This is a genomic window from Burkholderia sp. Cy-637 (genome assembly GCF_011753175.1).
In the GTDB taxonomy this organism is placed as follows: Bacteria; Pseudomonadota; Gammaproteobacteria; order Burkholderiales; family Burkholderiaceae; genus Burkholderia; species Burkholderia gladioli.
The window spans coordinates 106,573-121,454 of sequence record NZ_VWWC01000003.1; the positions used below are offsets into that span (position 1 = coordinate 106,573).

Genomic DNA, 14,882 nt, shown 5'->3' on the forward strand with positions numbered 1-14,882 from the left:
GGCATCGATCGTGTCGACCCGGTGGCGCGCCATGTTGACATCGGCCGCCGCGCCGGCGAAACGATGAATTCTCCTGAACAAAGCAGCAAAGCTGCTAAGCGGCGCGGATTCGGAAACAGCGGGAAACAACGGCCGGCACCGCAGCCGGCCGCGCCGACTGGCTACGCCCATCGCGATGATTTATCATCGGGCCCATATCGCGGGCCGGCCTTGTCGAAGCGACCGCCCGCCTCGCGCCGCGCCCGGCCCCCTCCCATCGTCGAGCCCGTCACATCATGAGAAAAACCATGCCGCGCGGGCCCCTGCGCAGCGCCGCCGTCCTCGCGCCCGCCCTATCCCTGCCCCTGGCCGGCTGCGCCTCGCGCGGCGCCCCCGCCTACGAACTGTTCGGCGCCTACTTCCCGCTCTGGCTGCTCAGCGCCGTGCTCGGCGTGATCGCCGCGATCGTCGCGCACCGCGTGTTCGTCGCCACCGGCTGGGCCGCCACCGTGCCCTACCAGCTCGCCGTGTGCAGCGCGCTCGGGCTGGTGGTGGCGGTGATCGTCTGGCTGGCCGGCACGGGGCCCTTCGCATGAAGGCCGCCGGCGTCGCCCGCCCCTCCGCGAAGGGCCGCCTGATCGCGCTGGCGATCGTGGTGCTCGGCATCGCCGCGCTGGCCTATGCCTGGCATCGCACCACCGCCTATCCCTCCACCGACGACGCCTCGATCGACGCCGACGTGGTGCACGTGGCCTCGCCGGTGGGCGGGCGCATCGTGCGGCTCGCGGTGCACGAGAACCAGCGCGTCGCCAAGGGTGCGCTGCTCTACCAGATCGATCCCGTGCCCTATCGCCTGACGGTGGCCCAGGCCCAGGCCGACCTCGAACTCGCGCAAGCCTCGCTGGCCACGCGCCGCCGCTCGCTGATCGGCGAGCGCGCCAACGCGACGGTCGCCGCCGAGCAGGTCAAGCGCGCCACGCAGAACCACGATCTCGCCACGCGCGACGTGAACCGGCTCGCGCCGCTGGCCGCGCAGGCCTATGTCAGCGCCCAGCAGTTCGACCAGGCCAAGGTCCGCCAGCGCGACGCGGCCGTGTCGCTGGCGCAGGCGCGCGAGCAGCAGCGCGCCTCGGCGCAGACCATCGGCGACGAGGCCGACGCGATCGCCACCCTGCACGCGCGCGAGGCCGCGCTGGCCCGCGCGCAACACGCGCTCGACGACACGGTGGTGCGCGCCCCGCACGACGGGCTGGTGACGGGCCTGTCGGTGCTGGAGGGCGAAACCCTGGCGCCGAACCAGTCGATCTTCACGCTGATCGACGCGAGCGAGTGGTTCGCGGTCGGCAACTTCCGCGAGACCTCGCTGAACCGCATCGCGGTGGGCGACTGCGCCACCGTCTACTCGATGATCGACCGCGGCCGCGCGATGACGGGCAAGGTGGTCGGCATCGGCGCCGGCATCGCCGACAGCGATCGCATCAACCTGCCGCGCTCGCTGCCGATCGTGCAGCGCTCGGTGAACTGGGTGCATGTGGCGCAGCGCTTCCCGGTGCGCGTCAGGCTCGACGAACCCGATGCGCGGCTGGTGCGCGTGGGCGCCAGCGCGATCGTCGAGGTCCGGCATGGCTCGGCCTGCCGCTGAGATCCGCGCGCCGGGCCCGCGCGAGCTGCTGCGCCTGCTCGCGCCGTTCCCGGGCCGCGCCGCGATGGCCTGGCGGATCGCCCTGATCTGCGCCGTCACGGTGCTGGTGGCCAGCGTCTACGGCACGCCCGAGGCGGCGCTGTCCGCCTACGTGGTGTTCTTCCTGAACCGCGCCGACCGCGTCACCAGCAGCCTGCTGGCCGTCGCGCTGATGCTGATCGTGAGCATCGTGATCGCGCTGGTGCTCGGCGTGGCGATCCTCAGCATCGACTACGCGATCCTGCGGGTGGCCTGCATGGTGGTGCTCTCGGTCGGGCTGCTGTACCTCACCTCGGCCAGCAAGCTGCGCCCGGTCGGCGCGATCCTGGCGATGATCGTCGGCTTCGGGCTCGACGAGCTCGGCCTCGCGCCGTTCGGCGAGGCCGCCACGCGCGCGCTGCTCTATGTCTGGCTGATGGTCGCGATTCCGGTGGGCGTGTCGATCGTGGTCAACCTGCTGGTGGCGCCCTCGCCGCGCCGGCTCATGCTCGGCCAGCTCGCCCGGCGGCTGCGGCTGGCCGCGCGGCGGCTGCAGGGCGACGAGGCCGCCCGCGACGGCTTCGACGCCGCCCTGCGCGAGGGCGACAAGCCCTTGCTCACCTGGCTCAAGCTGTCGAAGCTGGAAGGCTCGACCTCCGCGGCCGACGTCGGCCCGCTCCGGCAGGCCATCGCGTCGAGCACCGCGCTGCTGGTGACGGTCGCGCTGGCCGATCGCGAGCCCGAGGCGCGCTTGCCCGACGAGCTTCGCGCGAGCCTCGCCGCCACGCTCGACGAGATGGCCGCCATCCTCGAACGAGGCGGCTACCCGGTGGAGGTAAGGCTCGCGCCGCCGCCGGCCGAGGCGCTGCCGCCGCTCGCGCGCGCCGTGGCGACGGAGCTGCACGCGGTGATCACGCAATTCGCCGAGCCTGCCGCACAGGCCGCGCAAGCCTCGCCGCCGCCCGCCGCCGAAACCGCGCCGCCGCCGAAGCCGGGCGGCGGCTTCTTCCTGCCCGACGCGCGCAGCAACCCCGACCACGTCCGCTACGCGCTGAAGACCACCGCCGCCGCGATGTTCTGCTACCTGCTCTACTCGCAGCTCGACTGGTCCGGCATCCACACCTGCTTCATCACCTGCTACATGGTCTCGCTCGGCTCCACCGCCGAGACCGTCGAGAAGCTCACGCTGCGGATCGCCGGCTGCCTGGTCGGCGCGCTGTTCGGCACCGCCGCGCTGGTGTTCGTGGTGCCGGCGCTGTCCTCGATCGAACAACTGCTGGCGCTGGTGCTGGTGGGCGCCTGGCTGTCGGCCTGGGTTGCGTTCGGCTCGCCGCGCATCGCCTACGCCGGCTTCCAGGTGGCCTTCGCCTTCTTCCTGTGCGTGATCCAGGGCGCCGGCCCCGGCTTCGACCTGACGCTCGCGCGCGATCGCACGATCGGCATCCTGATCGGCAACCTCGTGGTCTACCTGGTGTTCACGCGAATCTGGCCGGTCAGCATCGGCAAGCAGATCGACGTGGCCCTGGCCGCGCTGCTCGGCCAATGGCGGCGCCTGGCGACGGTGGCGCAGCCGGCCGAGCGGCGCGTGCTGGCCGCCGAGGCCTTCGCGCGACACGGCGCGATCGCCCAGGAGCTCGGCCTGATTCATTACGAACCGTCCTGGGTGCGGCCGGCCGCGGGCTGGCTGAGCAGCCGGCGGCGCGCGCTGGCCGAGCTCGGCGCGCTGGAGGCGCCGCTGTTCCTGCTCGCCGAGCGCGAGCCCGGCGATGCGGCGATCGGCGCGCGGCTCGCGCGCGTGACCGAATTGAACGACGGCGGGCTGGGCGATGGCGGGCTGAAGGACGGCGGCCTGAACGACAGCACGCTGGGCGACAGCACGCTGAAGGACAGCGGGCTGAACAAAGGCAAGCTGAACAACGACGAGTTGAACGACGGCACGCTGGACGACGGCGAGCTAAACCACGACAAGCTGAACGACGGCAACGCACCCGCCGCCAGCGCCTCGGCAGTGCCTTCCGCCACCACCGCCGCCCCACATCCCGAGCCAGGCACCGCCGCCACCCCGCGCGATGCCTTGCTGAACCTGATCGACGCGCGGCTGGCCCGGATCGCCGAGGCCGCCCGTCAAGCCGGACCGAAGGAGCCCGCCCCTCATGCGTCGACCTGAATCGACGGTCGCCCCCATCGCCACCGCCCTCACCGCCGCCCTGGCCGCCAGCCTGGCGCTGGCCGGCTGCGCGACCTCCTCGATCGAGCTGGCGCCGGAAGCGCCCGACCGGCCCTGGACGGCGCCCACCTCGGCACAGGGCGAGATCGTCTCGTCGCCGGCACGCGCCGCCGCCCAGGGCGCCGCGCGCGACTACACGCTGCCGGCCACGCCCGCGCTGGCCTCGGTGGCGCCGCCCGCGGCGCTCGACGCCGCGCATCCCTACACGCTGCCCGAGCTGATCGACCTGGCCGAATCGAGCAACCCGCTGACGCGCATCGCCTGGAACGACGCGCGCAACGCGGCGCTGGCGGTCGGCATCGCCAAGGCGGCCTACCTGCCGCAACTGTCGGCCACGGCGATGGGCGCCTACCAGACCAGCCACGGCTCGACCTCGACCCTGCTCGGCGACGCCTCCAGCGACAACACCGCGCACGGCACCATCTCGGCGCTCTCGCTGCAATGGCTGCTGTTCGACTTCGGCGGGCGCGCGGCGCGCGTGGAGGTGGCCGAGCAGGCCTCGATCGCCTCGAACGTGGCCTTCACGGCGGTGCACCAGCAGGTGATCCACGACGTGAGCGTCGCCTATTACCGCTACGACGCCGCGCGCTCGCGGGCCCGCAGCGCGCGGCAGGGGCTGGCCAACGCCGACGCGATCCTGGCGGCGGCCCGCGCGCGGCTCAAGCACGGCGTGGGCACCGTGGTCGAGGTGGCGCAGGCGACGCAGAATCGCGCCCAGGCCAATCTCGCGCTGGTGCAGGCGCAAGGCAGCGAAAGCGACAGCTACCTGGCGCTGGTGTCGGCGCTCGGCATCTCGCCGCTGTCGAAGCCGCTGATCGCCGAGCTGCCCGAGCGGCCGCTGCCGTCCACGCTGGGCGCCTCGGTGGACGCGATCGTCGCCGACGCGATCGCGCGCCGTCCCGACCTGCAGGGCGCCTATGCGATGGAGAAGGCCAATCGCGCGAAGATCCGCGCCGCCGAAGCGGCCTTCATGCCGAAGGTGTTCCTGTCGGCCTCCACGTCCTATGCGAGCGGCCATACCGCGATCTCGGCGCTGCCGGCGATCGGCGACCAGTCGCCGACCGTCAACCTGAACGGCAGCCGCTACGGCAGCGGCGTGTTCCTCGGCGTGACGATTCCGCTGTACGACGGCGGCCTGCGCTCGGCCGTGCTGATGCAGGCGCGCAACGACGCGCAAAGCGCCTCGGCACGGCTCACGCGCACCCAGGATGAAGCGGTGCGCCAGGTGGTGGTGGCGCAGAACGCCGTGCAGACCAGCCTCGCCTCGCACGAGGCGGCGCAGGCGCTGGTCGAGGCCGCGCAAACCAGCTACGACGCGGCGCTGACCGCCTACCGCAGCGGCGTGGGCTCGATCACCGACGCCACGCTCGCCCAGAGCCAGTTGCTCGCGGCGCGCAATGCCGAGGTGGACAGTTACGCCGGCGCGCGCTCGGCGGCCGCGGCGCTCGCGCTGGCGACGGGGACCATCGGCTCGTCGTCGCCGTGAAGCCGCCATGAAGTCGGCTGGATATCGATGAGGGATCACACGAGCTAGCGCGCCACCGCTTCCGCGGCCTGCGCCGTTTCCTCCGCGACCGGCCGCGCGACGCGCCAGCCCAGCAGCAAGGCACCCGCCATCAGCAGCGCCGCGATGTAGTAGGCGAAACCCGGCATCGGCCGCGCCAGTTGCGTGCCGATCGACCAGGAGAAGGCCGCGCCGTAGACCAGCGGCCCGAGGATCGCCGCGAGCCCCGAGAAGGCCTGCAGGGACCCCTGCAACTGCCCCTGCTCCAGCTCCCCGACGCGCCGCGTCATGAGCCCCTGCAAGGCCGGCATGAACAGGTTGAACAGCACGTAGACGGGCATGATCGCCAGGTAGGCGATGCCCGTGGCCGCCAGTCCGAAGCAGGCGTAGCCGATCACGCCGCCGGCGGCGCCCAGCAGCAGCGCGCCGCGCTCGCCCACACGCGCCACGATCGGGCCCACCAGGCCGACCTGCACCAGGGTGCCGAGCGCGCCGCTCAACATCATCACCAGGCCGATCTGCGCCGGGCTCCAGCCATAGCGATAGCCGCCGTAGAGCACGAAGATGGTCGGCGCCACCATCCAGGCCAGCGGGAACAGGAAGGCCAGCAGCGCGAGCCCGAACAGGTCGCCGCGCGAGCGCAGCCAGGCGAAGGACGCGAAGGGATTGAGGCGGCGCCAGTCGAAGCGGGGCGCGCGCGCCTCGGGCGCCAGCGATTCGGGCAGCGCCTTGAGCCCGTAGAGGAAGTTCAGCGTCGCCAGCACGCCGGACAGGTAACAGGGCAGCCGCAGGTCGATGCCGGCCAGCAGGCCGCCGAGCACCGGCCCGGCCAGGAAGCCGAAGCTGACCGCCGCGCCGATCCGCCCGAAGGCGCGCGCCCGGCCCTCGGGCGGCGTCACGTCGGCCACGTAGGCATTGGCCGTCACCAGGCTGGAGGCGGTCACCCCGCTCAGCACGCGGCCCACGAACAGCCAGGCCAGGTTCGGCGCGAGCGCCATCGCGAACGCGTCGAGGGCGAAGCCGAACAGCGAGACCAGCAGCACCGGCCGGCGCCCGATGCGGTCCGACAAGGCGCCGAAGGCCGGCCCGCAGACCAGTTGCATCGCCCCCCAGGCCATCGCGAACAGACTGCTCCACTCGCTGGCCTGGGCGGTGTCGCCGCCCGTCATCAGCTTGATCAGGTTCGGCAGCACCGGCAGCACGATGCCGAAGGACAGCGAGTTCATCAGCGCGGTGGCCAGCAGGAAGCCGAACGCCGCGCGCGAATCGCGGCGAGCCGGGCTCGGGGACGTCAAGCCCATCGTCCCTCCCTCGCGACACGTCTCGGCCCGCCGCCGGCTGCCGGGCGCGAGCCCGCAGCTCCCCGCGCGCTACCCTCTCTCGTCGTCATGCTTGCGCTCATTCCCGTTCCTCGCCGTGCAATGCCGGCCGCCGCGCCAGGGCCGCGCCGATCGCCCGGCCCAGCTTGTCGGCATGCAGCTTGATGATGGTTTCGTGATTGCCCGGCACGCTCACCAGCTCGATGTCGGCGCGCTCGACCAGCGCCTCCCAGCCCAGCGCCTCGGGCAAGGCGGCATGCCCCTCCAGCGGCGTGATGGCGGCATCGGCCGCGGCGAACACATGCATCGCCACCGGCACGCGCCTGGGCCGCCAACTGCTCATGGCCCTGCCGTGCGCCACCAGGCGCTCCAGGAACAGCCGGTTCTCCCGCGCCGTCTCGTAGGACAGGTGCCAGAGCGGCCGGCCCGCCTCGCGGCGCGCCTCGATCGCCTGCACCATGGTCTCGATCAGCGCCGCGATATCGCCGGCATGCTCGAAGTCGATCGTATCCGCATCGAAGTCGCTGAAGTTGTTGATCGCGAACGAATGTAGCGCGACCCGCGCGATCTGCTCCCGGTCGATGGCCGGCCCCTCGGGCGGCAGCGTGGTGTCGAACACGCCGAGGAACTCGATCTCCTCGCCCTGCCCGATCAGTTGCGCGGCGATCTCGTAGGCGATCAGGCCGCCGAAGGACCAGCCCGCCACGCGATACGGCCCGCGCGGCTGGATCGAGCGCATCAGCCCGACGAAACGCGCGGCGATCGTCTCCAGCGTGTCCGGCTGCGGCTGGCCGAGCGCCAGCGGCGGCAGGCCCACCACCGGGATCGACGCATCGATATGGGCGGCGAGATGCTCGAAATACCAGGAATAACCCTGCAGCGTGTGGGTCAGGAACAAGGGCCGCTCGCTGCCCGAGGCGTGGAAGCTCACGAATTCGGCACCGCTGTCGGCATCGTTCGACTGGCGGCCCGCGAATTCGCTGGGCGCGGCCCGCGCCGTCTCGATCCAGGCCGCCAGCCTGGCCACCGTGCGCGTGTCGAAGATGCTGCGCACCGACAGCTTCACGCCGGTCTGCTCGCTCGCGCGCGCCGCCACCTGCGCCGCCATCAGCGAATGGCCGCCGATCGCGAAGAAGTTGTCGTGGCGGCCGACCCGCCAGACTTCCAGCGCCTCGCCCCAGATGCCCGCCAGCATGCGCTCCAGCTCGCCGACCGGCGCCTCGTAGGCCAGGCCGGCCTCGCTGGCCGCGCCGGGATCGATGGCGCGCAGCGCGAGCCGGTCGAGCTTGCCGTTGGGCAAGGCCGGCAGCGCCTCCAGCGCCACGAAGCGGCTCGGCACCATCTGCGCCGGCAGGCGCTCCGACAACCAGGCGTGCAGCGTGTTCGCGTCGGGCCGCGCGCCGCGCGCCGGCACGTAGAAGGCCACCAACTGCAGCTCGCCCGCCTCGTCGCCGGGCGCCGCGCGGCCGATCGCGGCGGCGGCCGCGAGGTCCGGATGCGCGCCGAGTTCCAGCTCGACGGCCGGCAGCTCGACACGCTGGCCGCGCACCTTGATCTGGAAATCCTCGCGGCCCAGGTGCAGCAGTTGGCCGTCGGCCAGCCACTGGCCGATGTCGCCGGTGCGCAGCAGCCAGGCGCCGGACGGATGGCGCAGGAAACGCTCGGCCGTCAGGTCCGGACGGTTCCAGTAGCCGGGGCCGACCGAGGCCCCTTCCACGTAGATCGCGCCCACCGCGCCGACCGGCACCGGCGCCAGCGCCGCGTCGAGCAGGTGCACGCGGCAGTTGGCGATCGGCCGCCCGGCCGGCATCACCGCCTGCTGCGCGACCAGCCCCTGGTCCTCGCCGTAGGTGATGTCGTTCAGCTCGCTGCAACCGTAGTTGTTGTGCAGCCTCGCCCGCGGCAGCAAGGCCGCGAAGCGCATCGCCAGGCGCCGGCTCAGGGGCTCGCCGGCCGTGGTGACGTGGCGCAGCGCGCCGAGCCGGTCGGCATGGTCGAGCAGCACCGCCAGGTGCGAGGGCACCAGGTTCAGGCGCGTCACGCCGTGCTCTTGCAGGGCCGCCGCGAAGGCCGGCGCGTCCTTGACCAGCGCGTCGGGGAAGACCACCTGGGGCACGCCGGCCAGCAAGCCCGACAACATCTCCTTGATCGAAGGCACGAAGGACATCGAGGTCTTCTGCCCGACCACCTCGTCGGCGGCGAACGGCGTGCGCGCCCACAGGGCCTGCAGGCAGTTCAGCACCTGCCGATGCTCGACCATCACGCCCTTGGGCTGGCCGGTCGAGCCGGAGGTGTAGGCGATGTAGGCCAGGTCGTCGGGGCGCGTCGCGACGGCCGGCGGTAGCGCACCGGCTTCCGTCTCCAGGTCCTCCGGCACGTCGAGCCGCAGCACCGCCAGCCCGGTATCGGCGAACGACGGCGCCAGCGCCGCGCTGGTGACGATCGCCGCCGGCATCGCGTCGTCGAGCGTGCGCCGGACATAGGCGGCCGGATAACCGGGGTCGATCGGCACATAGGTGGTGCCGAGCCGGAACGAGGCCAGGATCGCCGCGACGAAGTCGATCGAGCGCGGCGCGTGCAGCGCGATCCGCATGCCGGCCTCGATGCCGCGCCGATGCAGCGCGCCCGCGATGCGATCGGCCAGCCGGTCGAGTTCGGCGAAGCTGGCGGTGCGCCCCTCGAAACGACAGGCCGGTGCATCGGGATGCAGGGCCACGCGGCGCGCGAACAGTTCGTTGATGCTGGTCGCCTCGAACTCGCGGGCCGTCTGGTTCGAACCCGCCAGCAGCGCGCGTTCGATCGGCAGCGGCTCGCGCAGCGCCGCCAGCGACGCGCCCGGCAGCTCGACCATGCGCTCCAGCAGTGCCTGCAGCGTGCCCAGCATGAAGCCGATCTGGGTGGCATCGAAGCGCAGGCTGTCGTAGTTCGCGACCAGTTCGAGCCCGTCGGCGTCGCCGAAGATCTCCAGGTCGAGATCCGACTGGGCCGGCCGGCTCAGCGCCTCGGGGTCGGCGATGCTGTCGAGCGGCGCCAGCACCAGGCCGCCGCCCCAGTCGTCGGCCTGGATCGACGGCACGTTCTGGTGACGCAGCATCACCGGCACGGGCGAGCGCCCGTCGGGCTGGCGCATCGCGGGCACCGCGGCCAGCATGTGCTCGAACGGCAGCGCCTGGTGATCGAGCGCGTCGAGCACCAGGCGGCCCGCCCGCGCCAGCAGCGTGGCCAGGTCCGGTACGCCCGACAGGTCCAGGCGCAGCGGCAGGATGTTGATGAAGAAGCCGATCATCGGTTCGAGCAGCGCGTCGTCGCGGCCCGCCGTGGTGGTGCCGATGCAGATATCCTCGCGGCCGCCCTGGCGATGATGCAGCACGCCGAGCGCGACCAGGAACACCGTGAACAGGCTCACGCCGTGCTGTCGGCCCAGGTGCGCGAGCTGCGCGGCCAGCGCCGGCGGCAGGCTGCGCCGCACGATGCCGGCCGGCCCATGCGCCGCCTCGGCCGGCGTGCCGGGCACGCTCAGGTCCACCGGCGCGCCGTAACCCTCCAGCATCGAGCGCCAGTAGGCCAGTTGCGGTTGCAGGTCCTGCTCGCGCTGCCAGCAGGCGTAGTCGCCATATTGCGCGGCCAGCGGCGGCAGCGCCGCGAACGGCCCCGGCGCGCCGGCCAGCGCATCGCGATGCGCGACGTAGAGGCCACGCAGGTCCTGCACGAACACGCCGAGCGACCAGCCGTCCGAGACGATGTGGTGCATCACGATCGACACCACATGCCGTTGCGGCGCGAGCCGCATCACGCGCACGTCGAGCAGCGGGCCGCCGCGCAGGTCGAATTCGATGCTGGCGTGGCGGTCGAGCGCGCCGAGCAGGCCAGCGGGCGCAAGCTCGTCCAGCGGCAGCGCGACCGCATACGGCGCCTCGACGAACTGCGAAGGCAGGTCGCTGCCCGGCGCGATGTCGAAACGCGTGCGCAGCGTCTCGTGACGCGCGACCAGCGCATCGAAGGCGGCCTGCAGCGACGGCATGGCCAAGGGGCCGTCCAGCACCAGCACCGCCGTCATGTTGTAGGCGCGGCCGCCGTCGCGCTGCTGGATCAGCCAGAGCCGCTCCTGCACGTAGGACAGCGGGAACGGCCGGCCGGCGGCGCGGCGCGCGGCAGCGGCGCTCGCCTCGAAACGCGCTGGGCGCGCGGGATCGCCGGCCTTGCCTGCCGTCGTCGCGGGCCAGGCCGCGCTCTCGATGCGCGCGGTGAAGGCCGCCAGGCTCGGCGCGGCGAACAGGGCCTTGAGCGAGGCGGCATCGCCGAAGCGATGGCGCAAGCGGCCCGTTACGCGCACCGCCAGCAGCGAGTGGCCGCCGAGTTCGAAGAAATCGTCATGACGGCCGACCCGCTCCACGCCCAGCAGCTCCGCCCACACGGCGGCCACGGCGGTTTCCGCCTCGCCGACCGGCGCCTCGTAGTCGCGTCGCGCGAAGGCGGCAGCATCGGGCGCCGGCAAGGCACGGCGGTCGAGCTTGCCGTTGGCCGTCAGCGGCAGTTGCGGCAGCGCCACGTAGGCGGCCGGCACCATGTACTCCGGCAGGCTCCGGCGCAGATGGACGCGCACCGCCTCGACATCGCAAGCGGCATCGGTGTGATAGACCACCAGCCGCTTCTCGCCCGGCACGTCCTCGCGCGCGATCACGATCGCGTCGCGCAGGCCATACTCGCCGAGCTTGGCCTCGATCTCGCCCGGCTCGACGCGGAAGCCGCGGATCTTGACCTGCATGTCGTTGCGGCCCAGGTACTCGATATTGCCGTCGGGCAGGTAGCGCGCCAGATCGCCGGTCCGGTACAGGCGTGCCGCGGGCGAGGCCGAGAACGGGTCGCGCAGGAAACGCTCGGCCGTCAGCGCCTCGCGATTCAGGTAGCCGAGCGCCACGCCCTGGCCGCCGACATGCAACTCGCCCGGCACGCCGGTCGGCGCCAGTTGGCCATGCGCGTCGAGCAGGTAGACGCGCGTGTTCGAGATCGGCCGGCCGATCGGCAGGCGCTCCATCGGCTCGGCATCGGCGCGCAACGTGTAGGTGGTGGCGAAGGTGGTCGACTCGGTCGGGCCGTAGCAATGGATCAGGTGCTGCGGCGGGCTGTTGCGCATGATCCGCTGCACCGCGCGCACGTCCGCCGCGTCGCCGCCGGTGAGCAGGTAGCGCAGCGTCGGGAACACCGGCGCGAGCGCGTCCGCGTAGGAACTGAGCAGCCCTGCCACCAGGTGCAGGACGTTGACGCGCTCGGCCCGCAGCAGCTCGGCCAGGCGCGGCGCGGCCAGCAGCTCGTCGTGCGGCACCACCACCAGGCAGGCGCCGTGCAGCAGCGCCGCCCAGACTTCCATGGTGCTGGCGTCGAAGGCCGGGTTCGAGGTGAAGGCGATTCGATCGCTGTGAATGAAATCGGCGTAGCCGTTATTCAGCACCAGCCGCGCGATGCCGCGATGCGGCACCACCACGCCCTTGGGCTGCCCCGTCGAACCCGAGGTGTACATGATGTAGGCCGGGTGGTCGCCGCCCGGGTGAGGATGAGACGGCAGCGGCAGCGCCTCGTCGTCGGGCTGCGCGAGCACCGCGTCGATATCGATGCGCCCTGCCTGCGTGCCTTCCGGCAAGGCCAGGCCGCCGAGCGTCAGCACGAGATGCGCGGCGCAATCCGCCAGCATGAAGGCCTGCCGTTCGACCGGCGCATTGCGATCGAGCGGCACGTAGAGCGCGCCGCATTTGAGGATCGCCAGTTGCGCGACGATCAGCTCGATCGAACGATCGAGCAGGATCGCCACGCGTTCGCCGGGTTCCACGCCCTCGGAGGCCAGCCGCCGCGCGAGGCGCGTAGCCAGGCCGTCGAGCGTCGCGTAATCGAGCGAACGCGCGCCGTCCACGATCGCCGTGGCATGCGGCGTGCTCGCCGCCTGCGCTTCGAACAGCAGGTGGACCGGCGTATCGAACGGACACGGCGTTTCGGTCCGATTCCACTCCTCGAGCAAGCGGCGGCGCTCCGCGTCCGGGAGCAGATCGCAGCGGCTGTGATCGGCCTGGGCGTCGCCGGCGATCGCCGTCAGCGCCGCCATGTAATAGGCCAGGATGCGCTCGCCCTGCCGCGCCGACAGCCGCGACGGATCGAGCTTCATGTCGATCGTCAGGCCATCGACGGTATCGGCGAAGCTCACCGCCATCGCGAAGTTGGTGGCCTCGAAACCCTGCCCGCCGCGCGCCTCGAAGCCGGCTGCCTGCTCCAGCGACTCGTAGACGTGGAAGTTCACGTAGTTGAACGCCACTTCGTAGAGCGCCTGCCGGTCGTTCTCGAGTTGCAGCTGGAAGTACGGGTAATGGCGATGGCGGATCACCTTCAGCTCGGTGCCGAAGGTCTGGCGGATCAGCTCGGCCCAGCTCATCGGCGCCAGCGTCTGGCGCAGCGGCAGCGTGTTGAGGAACAGGCCGAGCACCTTCTCGCCGTCGGCCTGCTCCTGGCGCACGTTCGACACCAGGCCCGTGGTCACGTCGAGCTTGCCCGCCAGCATCGACAGCACGCGCAGATGCGCCGCCAGCAATACGCTGCGTACCGGCACGCCCAGGCTGTTGGCGACCGAACCGAGTTGCGCGCGAACCGAATCGTCGAGCCGCGCGGTGAAGGCGCGTTGCACGGCGTTCGCTTCGAGCGGCGCGTCGGGCGCCGGCAAGGCGCTGAAGGCGTGGCCGTCGAGGAACTCTCGCCAGAAGCCGCGATGGGCTTCCGAGGCCAATGCTCCGCGTTCGGCCTCCACCGCCGAGCGCGGCGTGCGCGCCAGCGGCGGTGCTGTCAGGCTCGTTTCATCGCCGCTCAATACGGCGAGATAGGACTGGAACAGCTCTGTGTTCAGCGACGCGACACTCCAGCCGTCCAGGATCGCGTGATGGAAGCTCAGCGTGTACTGGATCTCCTGCTCTCCGCGGACGTGGATGAACACGCGCAGCAGCGGTGCTTTGTCGAGCGAAACCGCTGCCCGGCGCTCTGCCTCCATGAAGTCCGTCAGCAGTTGCTCCTGCCGCGCTTCGTCGTGCATCGAGATGTCGATCACCGTCAGCGGGACTTGCGCTTCGGCACGCACCAGTTGCAACGGTTCCTCGAAATGTTCGAGATCGAACGCGGTGCGCAGCACCGGGTGCCGGCGCGTCATCGCATCGAGTACGCGACGCAGCGTGGCTTCATCCCAAGCCGGCACGCCGAAGCGATAGCTGAACACGTCGTGATACAGCGACGCATCCTCACTGGCCTGCTCGTTGTGATACACCATGCCCAGTTGCAGGGCCGTCAGCGGATAGGCGTCTTCCACGTCGGCAGGCAGGCGCGCCGAGTCGTGTTCGCTCAGGCTCAGATCGAACGTCTGCGGCAGCACGCTGATATCGGACAGCGTCAGCGCCTGGGCCAGGTTCGCGATGGTCTGGTGGGTGAACAGGTCCACCAAGGCGAATTCGAGACCCTGTGCGCGCGCTTTCGACAACAGGGAAACAGCGCGAATCGAATCGCCGCCAGCCGTGAAGAAACCTTCGTGGATGCTGATGCGGTCCAGGCGCAACACCTGCGCCCAGATGGCGGCCAGCCGCTCCTCGATCGGCGTGCGCGGGGCCACGTAGTCGAGTTCGGCGACCGACTGTGAAGGATGCGGTAGCGCCTTGCGATCGATCTTGCCGTTTGTCGTCAGCGGGAAGTGGTCGAGTGAGACATAGGCGGCCGGCAACATGAAGTCCGGCAGGCTGCGCGACAGCGCCGTGCGCAGTTGCGCGGCGTCCTGGGCGGGATGCTCGGCGTCGAACACCAGATAGGCCACCAGGCGCTTCTCGCCCGGCTCGTCCTCGCGCGCCATCACCAGCGATTCGCGAACGCCCGGCAAAGCCGCGAGCGCCGCCTCGATCTCTCCCAACTCCATCCGGAAGCCGCGAATCTTCACCTGTGTATCGATACGGCCCAGGTATTCGAGCCGCCCATCGTGCAGGAAACGCGCCAAATCTCCCGTGCGATACAGGCGCGCGTCCTCTCGTTCGCTGAACGGATGGCGGATAAAACGCTCCGCCGTCAGTTCGGGACGATTCAGGTAGCCACGCGCCAGACCCGCTCCGCCAACGCAGAGTTCGCCTGCCACGCCAATCGGCAAGGGCTTCAGGTTTGCATCCACCACATAGGCGGACAGAT

General features: G+C 71.4%; 6 protein-coding genes. 4 read left to right on the top strand and 2 right to left on the bottom strand.

Annotation, left to right across the window (positions count from 1 at the left end):
- Positions 1–275 precede the first annotated feature (275 nt).
- The 4 genes from F3J10_RS02095 to F3J10_RS02110 are packed head-to-tail and all read left to right on the top strand — an operon-like array spanning position 276 to position 5,352.
- Positions 276–575: a hypothetical protein gene (locus tag F3J10_RS02095; protein ID WP_013690405.1), complete on the top strand. Its 300-nt coding sequence runs from the start codon at positions 276–278 to the stop codon at positions 573–575.
- Positions 572–1,621: a multidrug transporter subunit MdtN gene (mdtN, locus tag F3J10_RS02100; protein ID WP_167240806.1), complete on the top strand. Its 1,050-nt coding sequence runs from the start codon at positions 572–574 to the stop codon at positions 1,619–1,621. The genes F3J10_RS02095 and mdtN overlap by 4 nt, the downstream gene beginning before the upstream one ends.
- A complete protein-coding gene (locus F3J10_RS02105; protein WP_167240808.1) occupies positions 1,602–3,806 on the top strand; it encodes an FUSC family protein in 2,205 nt (734 codons plus the stop codon). Before mdtN ends, F3J10_RS02105 begins: the two co-directional genes overlap by 20 nt.
- Positions 3,793–5,352: a TolC family protein gene (locus F3J10_RS02110; RefSeq protein ID WP_167240810.1), complete on the top strand. Its 1,560-nt coding sequence runs from the start codon at positions 3,793–3,795 to the stop codon at positions 5,350–5,352. Before F3J10_RS02105 ends, F3J10_RS02110 begins: the two co-directional genes overlap by 14 nt.
- Positions 5,353–5,396: 44 nt before the next feature.
- Here F3J10_RS02110 and F3J10_RS02115 read toward each other — a convergent pair whose 3' ends face one another.
- Together F3J10_RS02115 and F3J10_RS02120 are read right to left on the bottom strand one after the other, a co-directional pair.
- Positions 5,397–6,671, bottom strand: coding sequence for an MFS transporter (locus tag F3J10_RS02115; protein ID WP_167240812.1), 1,275 nt, complete (start codon positions 6,669–6,671; stop codon positions 5,397–5,399).
- 97 nt (positions 6,672–6,768) lie between these two features.
- Entirely contained in the window at positions 6,769–14,865 is an 8,097-nt protein-coding gene (locus F3J10_RS02120) for a non-ribosomal peptide synthetase (RefSeq protein ID WP_205200131.1), read from the bottom strand.
- Positions 14,866–14,882: the final 17 nt, after the last annotated feature.

What these genes read in the sequence shown, in the direction of transcription:
- F3J10_RS02115 (WP_167240812.1), bottom strand. Translation starts at nt 6,671, where the DNA reads ATGGGCTTGACGTCCCCGAGCCCGGCTCGCCGCGATTCGCGCGCGGCG.
- F3J10_RS02105 (WP_167240808.1), top strand. Translation starts at nt 1,602, where the DNA reads ATGGCTCGGCCTGCCGCTGAGATCCGCGCGCCGGGCCCGCGCGAGCTG.
- F3J10_RS02110 (WP_167240810.1), top strand. Translation starts at nt 3,793, where the DNA reads ATGCGTCGACCTGAATCGACGGTCGCCCCCATCGCCACCGCCCTCACC.
- F3J10_RS02095 (WP_013690405.1), top strand. Translation starts at nt 276, where the DNA reads ATGAGAAAAACCATGCCGCGCGGGCCCCTGCGCAGCGCCGCCGTCCTC.
- mdtN (WP_167240806.1), top strand. Translation starts at nt 572, where the DNA reads ATGAAGGCCGCCGGCGTCGCCCGCCCCTCCGCGAAGGGCCGCCTGATC.